At 42.9% G+C, this 17,445-nt stretch carries 9 protein-coding genes; all 9 read right to left on the bottom strand.

The genetic code is table 11. The features are described from left to right. Positions 1-15: 15 nt before the first annotated feature. Positions 16-1,905 carry a glycoside hydrolase family 43 protein gene (locus tag BACCELL_RS03865; protein ID WP_085961911.1) on the bottom strand — a complete coding sequence of 630 codons (1,890 nt, stop codon included), beginning with the start codon at positions 1,903-1,905 and terminating at the stop codon, positions 16-18. Between the two features lie 234 nt (positions 1,906-2,139). Next, positions 2,140-3,213: a glycoside hydrolase family 88/105 protein gene (locus tag BACCELL_RS03860; protein ID WP_085961914.1), complete on the bottom strand. Its 1,074-nt coding sequence runs from the start codon at positions 3,211-3,213 to the stop codon at positions 2,140-2,142. A 241-nt stretch (positions 3,214-3,454) separates the two neighbouring features. Further along, the gene (locus BACCELL_RS03855; protein WP_007210245.1) at positions 3,455-4,756 is read right to left on the bottom strand and encodes an alpha-l-rhamnosidase; all 1,302 of its coding nucleotides are present in this window, start codon (positions 4,754-4,756) and stop codon (positions 3,455-3,457) included. A gap of 13 nt (positions 4,757-4,769) precedes the next feature. Then, positions 4,770-6,014, bottom strand: coding sequence for a DUF2264 domain-containing protein (locus BACCELL_RS03850; RefSeq protein ID WP_007210244.1), 1,245 nt, complete (start codon positions 6,012-6,014; stop codon positions 4,770-4,772). Between the two features lie 133 nt (positions 6,015-6,147). Further along, a complete protein-coding gene (locus tag BACCELL_RS03845; RefSeq protein WP_007210243.1) occupies positions 6,148-7,275 on the bottom strand; it encodes a glycoside hydrolase family 43 protein in 1,128 nt (375 codons plus the stop codon). A gap of 145 nt (positions 7,276-7,420) precedes the next feature. Beyond that, entirely contained in the window at positions 7,421-9,460 is a 2,040-nt protein-coding gene (locus BACCELL_RS03840; protein WP_007210242.1) for a RagB/SusD family nutrient uptake outer membrane protein, read from the bottom strand. Positions 9,461-9,472: 12 nt separating this feature from the next. Further along, positions 9,473-12,814: a SusC/RagA family TonB-linked outer membrane protein gene (locus tag BACCELL_RS03835; protein WP_007210241.1), complete on the bottom strand. Its 3,342-nt coding sequence runs from the start codon at positions 12,812-12,814 to the stop codon at positions 9,473-9,475. Positions 12,815-13,009: 195 nt separating this feature from the next. After that, on the bottom strand, positions 13,010-13,225 hold the full coding sequence (locus BACCELL_RS03830; RefSeq protein WP_229097542.1) for a hypothetical protein: 216 nt from the start codon (positions 13,223-13,225) through the stop codon (positions 13,010-13,012). A gap of 32 nt (positions 13,226-13,257) precedes the next feature. Further along, a partial coding sequence (locus BACCELL_RS03825; RefSeq protein ID WP_007210239.1) for a glycosyl hydrolase occupies positions 13,258-17,445 on the bottom strand: 4,188 nt, incomplete at its 5' end.

Below are 17,445 nucleotides of genomic sequence, written 5' to 3'. Positions count from 1 at the left end.
TTAATAGTCATATAATTAAAGGGTTGGCACTACCGGCTTAATGGTTCCGTCCGCATTGAATTCCATGCGATCGATGCACACCTCGCGGTGCACGCCCGGACCATCTTTCAGGAAGTTCTTATTAATACGATGGTAAACGATATACCACTCATCCGTACCCGGAATTTGTAGCACTGCATTGTGTGCAGGACCGTAGATTTGTTTCTCCGGATTCTGAATCAGTACAATCGGATCTTTAGCTACCTCGATAGGTCCCAGCGGCGATTTAGATGTACCGTAAGCCACATGATAGTTGGGTGAACCGGTGTCATCTACCGACCACATAAAATAATAAAGTCCGTTACGGTAAAATACATAAGGAGCTTCGCGGAATGCATAATCCTGCAAGGTTCCTCCTTCGGGAGTCATTACCGTAAGTGTTTTCTTCTTGATGGAAATCATATCTTTATTCAGTTCGGCGCCGGCCATGTAGCCATTACCCCAATACAGATAGGGTTTACCGGATACGGGATCGGTAAAGACATCCACGTCTATCTGCTGTCCGTGTCCTACAGGAGAGTCTGTAATGATGGGCTGTCCCAGATCGGTAAACGGTCCGGTAGGTGAGTCGGCCATTGCTACGCCAATTTGCTTTCCTCCGCCTTTGGCAGGATTGCCGCTATAATAAAAGAAGTACTTGTATTCTCCCTTGATGAGTTTTTCTTCAATACACGGTGCCCAGGCATTTCCATTCGCCCAAGGTACCTGTTCGGATTTCAAATCCAGCATAACGCCTTCATAGTTCCAGTTCTTCAGGTCGGTTGAAGAAAAAACAGTGAAGTACCATCCGCCCCAGCCGGGTTGTCCGTCTGTTGTGGAATAGATATAATATTTCTTTGTCTTGTTTGAGTATAAGATTTCAGGGTCGGCATGGAAGCCGGGCAGTACAGGATTATTCGGTATTGCACCCAATTCGGCAGGCTTGCCCCATTTATCCGTGATACGGATCAATTCATCGCGCGTGATAGGAATAATCGTTCCGTGGCGGGGATGGAAGTTCATCTTCACTTCACTGTCTATCACTTTGAAGTTCTTCAGATCGGTGGTTTCCGTAAACTGATATTTGCCTTTCATATATACATCATACATTAATATATACTTATCCTGGTTTATCAGTTTAAATGTGCCAGCTCCTTCTACAGCGTCCTTTGTTTGCTGCTTGTAGTCCGGTTCTTCTTCCCATTGACCGGAAGTCAGTGAACGGGTGGTTGCCACTTTAATACCGTTTCCATGTCCCTCTGTCTTATAGAACAGGTGGAAAACACCGTCTTTATAGACAATATCCCCGTCGATACATGATTTCTTATTCTCCGGAATGAAGAGTGGCTTCGGTTCACCAATCAGATCTGTAAAGTCATCATTGGCATATGCATAGTAGATGATATCGGCTCCACCGGCATACTGCATAGACCAGTACACCATATATTTTCCGGCTTCAGGATCAAAAACCGTCTGCGGTGCCCAAACACGTTTCAGCTTTTCCTGTCCTTTATAACGTTTCTGCATGTTGATGATGGAATGCGTCCAGTTTACAAGGTCATTGGACTTCAGCAGCACCATTGCACGGTTCGAATCCCAACCATTGTCAGATACCATATCTGTTACCACCATATAAAAGGTATGACCGTCCTGGCTTCTCAGGATATGCGGGTCGCGCACACCACCGGTCGAACTGATTACTTTTGAATCAAGAACGGGCTTACCGTCATTCAGTGCCCAATATGTATATCCGTCCATACTTACGGCATAACATACAGCTTCTTCACTGATGTGGTTACCTGTAAAGTAGGTAAACAAATAAGCCACATAATCTTTTTCAACGATAGGATGTTGTTGGGAAAAAGAAGGCAATGTCATTGCCAACATTAAACTAATAGCAACTGCAAAATGTCTCATAGTGTTCCTCATAAAATTCACGTTAGTTATTGGGTGTCAAAAATACACATAAAAAAGGGAATATACTACCACGAATCATGCAAAAAGGGAATAATTTTGTGTCATTTCATTAAAAAACAAAGATTTACCCAGGTTATTAAACCAAAATGGAGCTTGCCAATGCCGACAAACTCCATTTTGTATCTTCTGGAAAAAATAGAATAATCAATTCAGGAATCGTACCATTTCGCAAGCCGCCAGTAAGAAAGCCCCTACTCCAAAGTTAGCTGTTGAATTGGCATCTACCACTTGTCCTGGAATGGCCTTCTCACCGATAGGCTGCACATAGCCAATGCGTCCATCCGGCTGCAAAGCAACAGTCGTCAGGTACTTCCAGGCTTTTTCTACTACAGGCTGATAAGTAGCCTTATCCAAAAAGCCATTATTCATACCCCACAGCAGACCATAAGTAAAGAAAGCAGTGCCACTGGTTTCCGATCCGGGTGCATGTTCCGGATCAAGTAAACTCCGTGTCCAGTATCCTTCCGGCTGCTGACAGGCTGCCACAGCTTTTGCCATCGCGCGGTAACGGTCTATATATTCCTGACGGTATTTATCTGTTTCAGGCAAATCTTTCAGGACTTTAGCCAAAGCAGCTAAAACCCATCCATCTCCACGAGCCCAAAAATCTTTCTTACCATTCACACTTTTATGTTTAGGATAGAGATATTTTCCGTCACGATAATAAAGCGCATCTTCCGGATCGTACATCAGACTGTCGGCAAATGCCCAGTACTCATGCAGTTTCTCCAGATAAAGTGGATTGCCGGTAATCTTATATAGTTTAGTCATCACAGGCATCACCATGTAAAGACCGTCAGCCCACCACCAATAATCATTCTTATCCGTACTCATCTGATATTCCATCACTTCGCGGGCACGAGCTATTTTTTGAGTATCCGGTTCTATATTGTATAAATCGGCATACGTCTGGAAACAAATCTGGTAATCACCAAAAAGCACATAATCGTCACTCTCGCCATAGCTGTATTTCCATTCGGCTTTATTATCCGACTTAGCACCTTTCCATTGATTATGTTCAGCCCAAGCCTTGGAGTAGTTCATGAAATCGGAGTCACCGGTCAGAAAGAACGCTTCCATGTTACCACTATGGTAAGCTGCATTGTCCCAGAAAGAGCGTCCGTGCTCAGGATTCTGAGTTTGCCAGTAGTTATTCACTTTATAAATAATATCCACAATCTCTTTGGCCTCATCCTTGGGGGATGCACAAGCGGACATTCCACTCCAGCAAAAAGCCCCAATCAGGATGTTTACTAAATACTTATTCATACTCTTGCTATTCTTTATCTATTTACTATACTAATTGTCTGAGCGTTTAATGTTTCATTCTGTTTCTCTCTATTGAAACAATATTTCCAACATGGCGGAACCAATGTTTCATCGTACTGAAACGATTGTTTCTCCTTTGTGAAAATAGAGTTTCATCACGTTGAAAACAGAATCATCTTATGTAAGGCTTTCAATCGCCCTTAGGCTTTACAACTTCCAGCACATATACCGGTTGAGGGGCAAACTCTACCCTACGTTCTCCATCACCTTGTTTGGTGTGCTGCACAAAGAGATGAAGACGACGTTTTTGCTTCCACAATTCCGTATCGTGAGACGGTTCCCAAGCATCTACCGGGAAGTTGGTCAGATCGGTAAACGTCCACTTACCTACTCCTACAGCCGCAGCGTGCGCCAGCGATACCCGGCTTCCCCGTTCCTCATCACGGAAAATATAAAATATCTCGCCACCATCCACTACGATACGCGGGCGGGCGATAGGAATCATCTTCGTACCGCCCCCTTTCAGAGAAAAGGGAGTATGGCGGTTCGAAACCTGGCGATTGTGCCACATCTGTCCGTCATGCCACACAATACGGTATTGCGGTACTTCGCTGTCAGGATCACGCCAATACGTGGCAATGTACGGGTTACCGCTTGCATCGGCACTCATACTGGTCTGATTGATCAGTTCTGAGTTTTGCGGGATGCGGCAGGCATATTCCGCATTATTATACCGGATAGGTAAATCGTATTTCTTGCCATTTGCTTTGTACCAGGTCACACCATTATCGTAAGAACGGGCATAACAAAGATCATGATTTGTCTCCACGTGCCACGTTTCGCGCCACACCCAAGATAGGTGAATCGTGCCTTGTTCATCCACATAGAGTTGCCAGTAGGCATTCCGTTGGTCTTCACCATCTATCAGCACATCTTGTACACGATTCCACTTCTTCTCCTTTACAGAATAATGATTCATCACCAGATTCCCCCGTCCGGAAGAGCCGGAGCGATAAACAAACAGCAAATCTCCCCCATTCAACGGATAGAATTCCGGATAAGTCACATTACCTTCATCCACACCGGTCATCGGTTCCTTATCTCCAAGTTCCAGCGTATAAGGGGCGGTGCTACGGCAATAATTCAGTTTATGCCCATGGTGGTCGAATGAGAGATGCAGATACCCCTCGCCATCCAGCATCATGCTGATTATGTTATGGGCATCTTTCACATTTCCCTTGTATTGTGTCCGCTTCAGTGTCCATTGGTCAGAGTCCAACTTCCGTTTACCGAGTACCAGATAGCCGTCGCCGTCATAGTAACTGATATACTGTTCGTCTCCCTGCGTCACAAGTGAATTGTTTCTGAAGACAGTAGTGTTGACTGATGTCTGGCTATACCCATTCCCCACTTCCACGAGCCGGGACTGTTGTGCCCGGAGCGTGGTAAGTGTCGAGAGAATCAGAAAGAAAAAGAGAATGTATCTGTTCATGATAACTTATTTCTTAATAGGCGTGATCTTTCGGGAAGTCTTCTCCACCCCACGCCTTCTTTGATGTCCACGGTTGCGGGGCATCCGTCCAGAAAGGAGCGTCAGCGGGCAATCCTAACGGCAGGAAAGCAAGTGAGGCCAAATATAGGCTGCCATTATTGGTATACCAATCCGATATATTAGGTTGGGAACCGTTGAAACCTAATGTCAGATAGCCTTCCGCATTGAAGTTGCGATTATCACCGAACATACGCTGAATGACAGCGGTCATTGCCGCACGTACCTGTCCGGCAGGCAATTCTTTTGGTAACCAACCACGCAATGACAGTAAGGCAAGCGGTTGCAGTACGCCGGTACGGTAAGTAATCGAACGGCCAAATACCGGGAAAGTGCCTTCGGGAGAAACAAAACGTTCCAATATCATGCCGAAACGCTGCATACGCTTCAAGGCATTCGGAAAGTTTCCGCCTTTCACATTCCAGATATTCTGCTTTCCGCCATTTGTCATCACTTCAAGGCATTCCACATACATGGGATGAATCACAAAACTATTGTAATAATCGAAGGCGAAATCCTCTCCGTCACTGTACCAGCCATCTCCTACATACCATTCATCGACTTTACGCAAAGCTGAAGTGATACGGTAATAATCCGTCTGGGCACCCGCCTTTTTCAGGAAGCACTCAACAGTTGAAGAGAATAATAACCAATTCGTATAGGGTGGATCCACCCGACGCAGTTGCTGGAATTCAGCAATATAACGCTGTTTTGTCAAATCATCCAATGGAACCCACAAAGCGTCATATCCGCGCAAAAAACTTTCAGCTATATAGGCGGCATCCACCAGGGGTTGTCCCTCTTTCCGCCACAACAGATAATCTTTACTTTCCGGATCTACAGATTGAGCATAGCTCTTTAATGCCCATTCACGCAATTGTTTGCGTTGTATTCCTTCTGCCGTATCATCATCAGGCAGTGACAGCCACGGAGCCAGTCCGGCCATCAACCGTCCGAAGCATTCCATATAAGTCACCCGCTTATCACGACCGTCCCATGTAGGGCTCAACTCTACCAGCATATTTTCCTGCAACTTGCCTTCGCTCATATTACTGAGTACAGGCGCTGCCATCTGGTACAGAATTCCCGCCCAGAGTTCACGATCAGACTTTACTTTTTCCGTTTTCTTTTTTGCCGAAACATTGAGGGGAACCAACAACGCTACAATCAACAGTAGCCACAAATATTTCCACGTTTTCATGATATTCAATTATAAGTTGTTTTTCATCGTTGCAAATATATTCGTTTTCAGATAAACCAAACTGCTAAAATTATTTCAAAAAGGGTACATAATCGACCATTCTATAGGAAAATGGCCAATTTTCACTCCACACTCACCACTTATCCACCCACTCTATAAATGGAATTCCTTTCCCATTAAAACGAACAGGCAGCCAAATATACCTAGAATCCGACAAGCTTTTCGGACGCCACACATCTGCCATAAACATGTATCCACCATCCTTTAGTGGCAGTATGTAGGTACTTTGTCCTCCAAAAGTAATTTTCGCATCTTTACCTACACAAGGATTGGGTAATTGCGACCATTCTCCCAGAATTGAAGAAGCAGTCATCAAACGGGCTTCATTCGGCTCCCATCCTGTACATCCCGAAGCTATCATCCAATAAGTTCCATCCTTCTTAAATATAGCCGGCGCTTCATTATGTCCTCCGGGAAATATACGAATGTACTTTCCGGTATGGCTCAGATAATCATCAGACAATTCTGCGATATGGAGTGTCAGGTTCTCTTCCGAGGAATAAATATGGTAGGCTGTGCCGTCATCATCCACAAACAAAGTCATATCACGGGACATCTGTCCGTCACCTTCCAGGTCACGTTTCACAAACATTCCCTTATTGACAGCCTCACGCCACTCCGGAGTCCACCATTCATAATCTTCCGGATTCCAGGTAAGCTTCTGCTCCTCCCGTGTCATATTTAGCGGATAGACACCGGGATTCACGCGCCCTGAACGGATAAACCGATAAGGTCCCGCCGGGGTATCGCTTACTGCAACTCCGGCACGGGAAGGCCCATATCCTCTTCCTTTAAGTTCCAAATGGAACCACATTACGTATTTTCCTGTTTTCTGATTATAAATAACTTTAGGACGTTCTATGATACATCCTTTCTCTATATCACTTCCCACTTCGTCAGATACAGCCAAAGCTACACCTTCGTACTTCCAGTTACGCAAATCGGTTGATGAATAACATGTCACTCCCACCTGTGTTGTAAAACCGGAAGAAGGCCGGTGCTCTCCAAACCAGTAGTATTTCCCGTTGTTGAAGAGGATACCGCCGCCATGGGCGTTAATAACATTACCGTCTGTATCTTTCCAGACTTCACCGGAAACAATATCTTTCGTACCAATCGAAGTATTTTGTGCGGAAAGAATGGTTTGAAAGAAAAAAGAAAGGAATAAAAAACATCCTGTTATATTCAAATGCTTACTCATATCTTCATATCTTAAAAAAGAAAAGAGGTTGTGTCAAAATCACTTTGTGTATTCCGAACGAATGACGATTCGCCTCTACAAGCACAGTACTTTATACCCAACCTCTTTATTTAAGAACTAAACCTATAGAAATCCTCCAACCTGGTTATTCACTCTTATCCTCATCAGCAACAGCTTCTTCCCAAGTTTCCCACATCGGTACACTAGCATCATATCCATCGTAACCGTAATTTTGAGCTAGCTGTCCTTTATTATTCGCAGTAATAGCACTATTCGGAACCGGCCAGAAAAGGTTACGCTTATCCATATAATAATTCAGAGTCTTGCCATTGGAAACGATGTCACCTTTATTATACAAAGAATAATGAATGATACGTTGATACCAGTAGCTTCCGCCAACATTATCCGTACCTTGTTGTTTATCCCAATTGTCTTTACTATAAGTATTTCCCCATTCATCAGGTTTGCCGCTCAACGCCAGACAAAGAGATACGCGGGTCAATTCTACATTGCGCCATTCTTCCAGATAAAGTTCACGAGCGCGTTCGTTCATGATATCACCAATAGTCACGGTTCCAACTGCATAAAGTTGTGAACATTTAGCACGTTTACGTACTTCATTTACATCTGATGTAGCATCCTTACCTTGATAATACTTAGCTTCAGCACGCAGCAGATAAGTTTCAGCCAAACGATACAGATACCAGTTTGCATTAGCACCGGAACCGGCTGCACCTTGAAAGTCATTGGCACCCATATTAGCTTCATTGCGCACATCCTCCAAATAGATCTTGTAGTGAGGGAAATCAAACCAATCACGAATTGTATCATTACAGAGTAAAGCTCCTTTATGAGTTGTGATAACAGGTTTACCATCCTTATCTACCCCCCAAACATCTTCAGGTGAATAGAGCATAAAATTCTGACCATAATATTTAGAATCCTTGTTATTGTAAGTCAAGTCCTCCATATTTACCCAGTTTCCAACTTTTGAGTTATGGCGGAGATCTTCCTTATCTTCCACACCGTTCACTACCCAAAGTCCATGTTGAGCAAAATGAGTAGCACGAACAGTGGCAATGCCACGACCAAAAGCACGTGTAAAGTCAGTAGTAGCTTCATATTTGCCATTATTACGTGCATAACGTTCACCAGCTGTTTTACTATCAGGTGTTTTCAGGTTACCGTCACTCCAGAATGGACCGAAAATACGCATAGATAGAAAGTTCACAAATGATTCGTCCGTACAGTTAGGCATTCCCATGATGACCTCTTTATTCGCAGCGATCATCTTGTTTTCAGGGCGATGCAAGTCCCAGATCACGTTACGGGTAATCTTCCAGGTATTCGGTTCACCACCATCATTTGCATTACCAAAGCTCTCTGTCATCAGTGATAATCCTGACTGATCAATCAAAATGTCAGCTTGCTTCTCAGCCTTTTCAAACTGGCCCGTTGCCAAATAACATTTGATAAGCAGCTGGCGACATGCCTCTTTGTTCACCATACCAATGTAACGGGTATCATTCTGCACAGGCACCCACTCCACAGCTTTCTCCATATCCTGGGTAATCATATCCAGAATTTCTTCTTTCTTGGTAGACCGATAGTTTCGCTTAGGTACTTCCAGTGTCTTTGTTACCAAAGGAATATCACCAAACTGCATCACTAGGTTCAAATAACGGTAAGCACGATGGAAATAAGCACGCCCTTTATAGGCATTTTTTGTTTCCTCACTCAACGCAGTCACTTTATCTATAAAGGACAATATAGTGTTGGCATGCTTAATACCCGTGAAACCTTCATTCCAGAAGTACATGATTCGGTTGTCATCACCGTTGTTCAAACCACTGGTAGGTTGCAGTTGATTGGCAAAATTACCATATACCCCCCCTGTACCATCAGTTTTGCCATACAGAGAAAGTTCAGAAAATAGATATTCCGTACCAAGAGGTATGCTTATATTACAGTCACCACTACTATAGTGGAATGCCCAAGTGCGAAGATGACGGTCAGCCATAGCCAATACGGCCTCCAAACCTGATTCAGTAGCAAATGTAGTCTCAGGTTCATAAAACGACAGAGGATCCGGTTTCAAAAAGTTGTCAGTGCATGCACTGAATACTGCTATTCCTGTAAGGAACAATACCCCCTTAGAGAGCTTATTCTTAATATAATTATTCATTGTTTCAACAGTTTAAAGAGTTAAGTTTAATCCGAATGTAAAGGTACGAGTAGCCAAGCCACCGGTTTCCGGGTCTGCATATTCCCAGTCTGCCGCCCAAGTCGCTACGTTACGAACAGTACCAAAGAGTTTTACGCGTTCCAACTGTATCTTCTTCGTCCACGCTTGTGGCAAGGTGTAAGCCACAGAAATATTGTCCAGACGGATGAAGGAACGATTGTGCAACTTCTGTACACCCTTAGCACCATTCGGACCATAGGCATCGAGACGTGCATACTCATTAGTCGGATTTTCAGGTGTCCAGTATCTCTTCTTGAAAGTATTGCTGTTATAAGTAATCAATGAACCGCCATTATCTTGATTCAGATAATAACCTTCCAGACTCTTATGTCCCATATAGGAATACATGCTGAAAGAAATATTAAGGTCCTTCCAGAGAGTGAACTCATTACGGAACGACCAGTGGATAGGCGGATTTTTCTTACCCAGGAACACTTTATCCTTCTCATTGTAAACCGGTGTGCCATCTTCTTTATCGTCAGCAGTATAGTGGTTCACTACTTTCGGATCACCCGGGCGTTGTCCTACCTTAGCAGCTTCTGCTGCCTCATCAGCCTGCCAGATACCATCCATCTCATAATCCCAGATAGTACCAATGGATTGTCCAATAAACCAACCGTTGCTTGTGTCGTCCATCTCTTTGCGACCAATTACTTCTCCAGCTTCATTGAGCACGTCTTCATATTCATAATAAAGATGCTTGATTTCATTCTTATAGATGGAGAAGCTTAAAGTAGAGCGCCATTCGAAATCCCGATTCTGAATATTCAGGGTATTCAATGAAAGTTCGAAACCTCTGTTCTGCACTTCACCCAAATTGGTAGTAATGCTTCCAAATCCGGTAAATCCCGGCAGACGTTGTCCCATAATCATATCATGCGTCTTCATAATATAATATTCAGCACTACCCGTGATCCGATCATTCATGAATCCGAAGTCCAAACCAAAATTTAAAGCTTCCGTTTTCTCCCATTGCAGATTCGGATTAGACAAACGGTCCATACCCAAATACTTAACATCTACTGTACCGCCATTAGCAACCAAATACCCCATTGTAGCCCCTGCTCCGGCCCCCAGATTGGCAAGAGCAATATAAGGGTCTTTCAACGAACGGTTACCATTCTTACCCCAAGAGACACGCAATTTACCGGTACTCATCGGCTCCCAATTAAAGAACTTTTCATTAGTAAAATTCCATGCAGCAGATATAGAAGGGAAGGTAGCCCATGGATTGTTAGCACCGAAAGCGCAATAACCATCACGACGAACCGTACCAGTAATCATATAGCGATCATCGTAAGAATAGAACAGACGTGCCATATAAGCAGCAGCCGTTTCGTGCGTATCATTTGAAGAAAAACTACTCAGCGTCTTGCTACCATTGCTGGTATTATGAAATCCCAAGGCATCCGAGGGTAATATCTTGCGTGCGTTAATCTTATCCTGCCAAAAACGGCGTTCTTCTGCCTCCTGCACCAAAGTAAGAATAAAGTGATGCTTTTGAGCCAATGTATAATCCCATGTAATAGTATTATTCAAAGACCAATCAAAACGTTTACTTTGTTCACGATTTACTCCCTGGCTATCCGGATTAGAATCAGGTTTGGCAGCTGACATAAAGTAGCGATCATAGAAAAATTGATAACGAGGAGCTATATTGAAATCATAAGTGATTCCAAAAGGCAATTTTACTTTGGCATTGAAAATAGTATTCAACACAGTATAGCCCTTCTCCAGATCCAGATACTGACGCTCAAAGTCATAGTTGTAGCCCCACTTCTTATTGGAACCCATCGGATATTGGCAATAGCTACCATCTTCGTTACGATAAGTAGAGTAAGGACTGTTTCGCAACATATTGGCATCCCAGTAATCCGTACCAAGATTTACAGAAATATCACCGTCACTACGATCCTGAAAATTAACGTTCGTTCCTATTTCCAACCAGTCGGTTACTTTGCCATTCACCTTCAAATTGGCACGGATAGCATTGTAATCATTGCCTCTCACGGCTCCCTCATTCTTTAGGTAACCGATAGACATATAATAATTCATCCGATCACCGGCTCCGGAAATACTCGCTGTATAATCCTGATTGATACCTGTCCGGAAAGTACGATCGTACCAGTCGTACGTGTTTCCGGCCAGATAGTTAGCTAAAACACCATCTTCCAGTCCTAAACGCTTTGCATAAATACTGGCGTCCGATTCTCCACTCTCATTTGAAGTGAACGCTCTCCATTGGTCAACGGAGATACCATACCGACCTAAATTCGCAGGATTATCATAATAACCGGCAGCACGGTTATATATATATTCTTGTAAGGGTTTGCCATCAGAGCCTATTATATCTTTACCGTTCTCATCCTTCTTGTTTTTCCATTGTCCGGCTGCATACGCTCCATAAACACCGGTAAAAGGGTCAGTGGCATAAGTATCTTTCTTATACCAATCTTCACGATATCTCATATAGCCGTTGGCATCATAAACATCACGATATTCACTCTTTGTATTGATACCAAGAGTAGCAGTAAAATTGATAGTCGGCTTACCTGATTTACCTTTTTTAGTCGTAATAATAATAACACCATTGGCAGCTTTAGCACCATAAACAGCAGCAGAAGAGGCGTCTTTCAATACATCAATCTGACCAATGTCATTCGGATTAATTTCAGAAAGTTCACCATAAAACTGCATACCATCAAGGATAATCAACGGATCATTATGTCCACCATCCGTATATACAGAACGCTGACCACGAATCTGCATAGAACCACCGCCCTTAGCAGAAGCATCGTAACCGACATTCAAACCCGGTGTACCACGCAATACATCTTGCACAGTCTTGGGAGCCTCATTCGCCAATTTATCTGGACGAATCTGGATAACAGAACCGGTCAGGTCTTTTTTACGCATTTGACCATAACCCACAACCACAACCTCATCCAGCATTTCACTATCCTCCTGTAGTGTCACTTTCACATTCCTTTGCCCTTTTACAGGAATTTCCACCATTTTATAACCAATAAAACTCACTACCAACGTAGCATTCGGGTTTACTTTAATGGAGAAGTTACCATCAATATCGGTAATTGTTCCATTAGAAGCTACGCCTTTCTCAACAATACTGGCACCAATCACAGGACCCATCGTGTCCTCTACTTTACCCGTTACTGTAACTTGGGAATTTTGAGCGCCCAGATATGGGACGTTCATCATTAGAGTCATACAGACCATTAAGGTAAAAAGTACCTTACTTAGTCCTGCTCTTGAGGAAATCTTTCGTTTTTCCATCGTATAATTTTTAAGATTAAAAAAATAATATAAGTTCTCTATCTTCAATCCGGAAACTGCATGCCTGGCTCCCGAACTGCATGGCAAATGTATGGAAAGGAAATACATTGCGGCATTACAAAAATGCCAGAGATGTTGAAGAATGGTGCATGAAACATTCTCCCATCAATAATGCACCATTCTTCAACAATCTGACTATTTATCTATTGTCAGTATATCCTCAATCAGTTGTTCCAGGTCACTGACAGAGTTTGAATTTCCTCCGTAGGTTCTTCCCCGGCTACGTCCATAACCAGAACGTGCACCCGGATTTATCTGTCCGCCACCAGTAAAACTGCCAGTCATGACACAACCTTCATTCTCCATCGAAATCAACTCGACAGTTGGCTTCACATAAGTTTCTTTTTTCATATACTTGTTCATTTTAAAATTTACACTTTATTTTATTTGGAATATATCACAGCCTTCTGACCTTCCACAACATAGAAACCGGGAGCAAGACCAGTAACAATATTCACACCTTCCTGTAATTGTACCGTACGTACCAATACTCCATCCACACCATGAATCTGAACTATAGTTACCTTAGGGGAAACAATTTTCAGATTGCCAGCTTCCGAATACACACGTAATTTGCCAGCATGATCCTTAGTCCCATTCTCTAAACCGGTAATTTCGCCATTTCCACCACCTATGCTAAAGCTTTTCGGCATCGACATCGATTCTACATCCGGAAGCAAGTAGCAGCGGAAAGGTTCAACTGTAGCTCCATCATCATATTTAATGAAAGCATTTCCCTCAGCATTTAGTCTATAATGAGCTCTGACAGGTTGAACAACTGCATAAGTTCCATTAAAGCTATAATCATCTGCCGTAACTTTAGCAATGCCCTTAGTGGCTGATACAGTTACATCCGTACCACGAATCTCTATTTCCTTATCTTTAATACTATTTTCCATTCCCCAGCGTTCCCCTGGCAAAGCTATGATATATGGTATATCAGCTTCAATTGAGCTTGCATATTCAAAGTTCATAGCCTCGTTTGTTTTACCGGCAAATCTCTTCAGCCAGTAATTTCCGGATGCGTCATCATCACTAATAAAAGGATTCTTGGCATCTTCACCGGCATACAAGGTTCCTGCAAAAGGCAGTACAAGAGAACTCCAACCATTTGTACCATCGGCATATACATATCCGGTCAGGTCACGTCGATAGACAGCAGATGTAGCCGTAAAACTGACAGGCGAATAAAAAGGCTGTTTATCCGTAAGCAATAAACTGGTACAAGAATAAGTGTTTGCCGCATTCTTTACGACAACGTTGTTCTGTCCCTCCGGAAGGTTAATACCATCAGCATCGTCCACTACGGCAATAGCATTGCCGGTTAGTATGTCAGCCAGACCACTACCATCCTTATATACTTCTACTGTTTCTCCGGTACTATTGCCTTTATAAACAGAAACAGTTACCATAGCATCAGCCAGTTTTGCCACTTCCAAGTCAGACAATGCTTTATTATATATCCTAAAATCATCATAGATATGGTCGCAATACGCATCGCTCGACCACTGAGATTTACCCAAATAGTTTTGTGTAGTTATTCCCATATCCTTAGGAGAAATTTTATCCGCATTTTCGCCTGTACCCACACAGATACCATTCAGATAAAACTTAACCGAAGTACCCGCCTGTGTCATAGCAAAATGTATCCATTCCTTAGTTTTTATCGTACAAGGAATGGTGATATCGAATGTACCAGCTCCGCATGTTATTTTATAGCGTATCTTAGTTGTAGCCAGTGCCAGCATCATAAATGTGCCTGTCCCGGTGCCAAAATCAAACAAGCGCCCTATTCCTCCGTTAAAGTTAATCCAGGTGGTAATGGTGAAATCTTCCAAACTGCTAAGTGCACCATCCTGCAATTGTATATAAGAACTTTTGCTCTTGGTGAGTGCTACTGCGCTTCCTGTTTTACCGGTAGTCCATTCAACACCATTCACCAGTGTTCCATGATATCCACCCCATGCATCAAAAGCTGTTGTTCCTGCATTTTCATCAAACGAAAGATATACATGTTGCCCGGCAACAGGTATAGCTGACAGTATTTCGCTTTCCGGACCATCACCGGCAGTATTATAGGCTTGCACCTTATAATAATAAGTAGTACCTTCAACAAGCCCATTATCCACATAGCGCGTAGTCTCAATAGCATCTGCTATTTGTTCATATGAAGCATCCTTCTCCTCGGCACGTAATACCCTATATTTAGCATCATAAGCGAAATCCCAAGTTAAAGTCAAATGCCCGTCCCCTGCTGCTATACGCAGTCCGTTTATCGCCAAAGGAACAGCCAATGCCTTCGTACTTACGGTTAAAACATCAGAAACCGGTTCTGTGGCTGCTGTACTCAGCGCATAAAGCCTATAATAATAGGGAGTATTCACTGCTAAATTCTCATCCATATAAGTTGTACCAGTAAGTAGGTTTGCTATTTCCACATATTCTCCGTTTGCACTTTCCGCACGTTCCAACCTGTAAGAACGAGCATTATCCACAGCACTCCAAGTCAATTTTATAATTTTAGAAGAGAGTGCTTCACCTTGCAAGATAGGTTTATCGGGTACGGCATCTCTGGTCACACTTGCTGTACGTGAATAAGAAGACTGTGTATCTTTATAACTCAACGCGATGACACGGTAATCAACCTTCGATGTGCAATCAATTTCTTCGGTATAAGAAATCGTACTTCCATATGTATAGACCAAAGGATTATCAGGATTCATGTCAGCTGCTGCAATAAAGACCTTTACATCTGTCCATTCTCCACCATCCACACTCTTCTGCAATGTGTAATTCTTACCCGTCTCTCCATTGTGATCATACCAACTAATAGTTATCGACTTATAGTCTTTCGACAAAGTATAGCTGGGAAGAGGAGGAGCAATTTTCCAGGTATGGGTATACTCCCGCGCTTTTGAAAAGCCCACTTTCGATTTATATGCTGCAAAGTTTTTCCCCGCAGGAGTCAGTTTATTGTCCAGCACTATAGCTCTTGCATCCTGTACCCAGTTATAGAGTGAATGTCGTTCAAGATATTCACAACGTTCAAGCCCATTCAGCGCATCCAGTATCCACGTAGCTTGTTTTGCCGCATTTTCGGGCGACAACGGTCTGGTCACTGTTTTTTCATTTCCATCCTCATCATAAATGATGTTCAAATCCGCATCTCTTTGAGGTCCCGAATTAGTAGGCCAGTTTTCAGTTGTCCAGTTGGCACCGTTGTTCCATTCAGTTATCCACATCGGACGTCCTCCATACAGGCGAGTGCAAGCATCCACCACTCCATTATACAGGTTTTGTCCCGATTGCCCATTCCAATACATGTGTCCCACCACAAAATCAACACGATAGTTCAAACTATCTGCCAACTCCAGGAATTTGACCAACCAATCTTTTCTAATAGCATCAGGTGTAGGCGATCCAAGCCGTAAACCCGATTTTAACAGCTCAGGCCACTGCCTAATCGCTTGTATCGGCGTACAATTCGCCTGGTCAGTATGATCCGGTTCGTTATAACCCAAAACATGGGATACATTGTTCCTTGTATTGATAGTTTCAAAAGAGTCCCAACCTAAATTATGACGCATAGGAACATATTCAAAATCAGGATTATCCGTAGCACCACCAGCAGCCCAGTCATTGTACCAGGAAGAATTAGTGATTGCAGCAAGTCCGCCGTTACAAATTCCCTTCTTGCTAACCCATTCCCAACGGAATACACGCACAAATGAAACAAATTCTAATCCTTCGGGCATTTCAGGTACTTCAATATCTGCATCGCTGGCAATGTACACTCGTGAAAAGCCCGTACCATCAGGATTATTGGCAAGCGTGCAGGAATAACCTTTCTTCAGTCTGAATGAGCGGATTTTGTTATCGAAAGTAGCTCCAAGTTCGGCTGTCCGATAGTATTTCTCCACTTCAAATTCCATGGATTCACCTCCATAATTATTTTCTGTATAGGCTATCAGAGCATGTTTTGAAACTTGTTTCCCTTGGGGAATAATCACTGTACCACTTCCGTAAATGGCTATACGATCCGTTTCTGCATTGAAAGCTTGTCCATTGATTTTTATAGAACTCAAATAATTGGAAGTAACTTCCGAAGGTTTAACAGATTCAAGATAGAGCCAGGCATTGTCCGAAGCAAGATTAATATTACTGCCCACCAGCGGACTTTCGCTTGAAATGTGTAATTCAGAAGTTCCATTAACTGTAATATTCATATATTTAGCAGATTGAATGGCAATCGTTTCATTGTTTATGGTAAGGCTCGTCATGGTAGGATTTCCATCCGGTACAAACCGTGCATAAATGATTGTATTCTCCAGAACTGGAATATTGAAATTAAAAAGTGATGTATAAGTATTGTCCTTATACCAGCCACTAAATACATAGCCGTTTTTGGTAGGTTCAACAGGGGGATTTACCACATACGATTCTCCTTCTACAAAATATTGTGTAGCAACTTCACTTCCTCCATCAGTATTAAAGGATACATTGAGGGCATTGCCCACTTCTGTAAGTAAGAAATCGGTAGCTATATTTCTATCTGTGCCATTTGTCGTTTG

The sequence above is a fragment of the Bacteroides cellulosilyticus DSM 14838 genome (assembly GCF_000158035.1).
Taxonomy (GTDB): Bacteria; Bacteroidota; Bacteroidia; order Bacteroidales; family Bacteroidaceae; genus Bacteroides; species Bacteroides cellulosilyticus.
The sequence above is the reverse complement of the archived record's forward strand: the minus strand, read 5'-3'. Positions and strand labels throughout refer to the sequence as shown.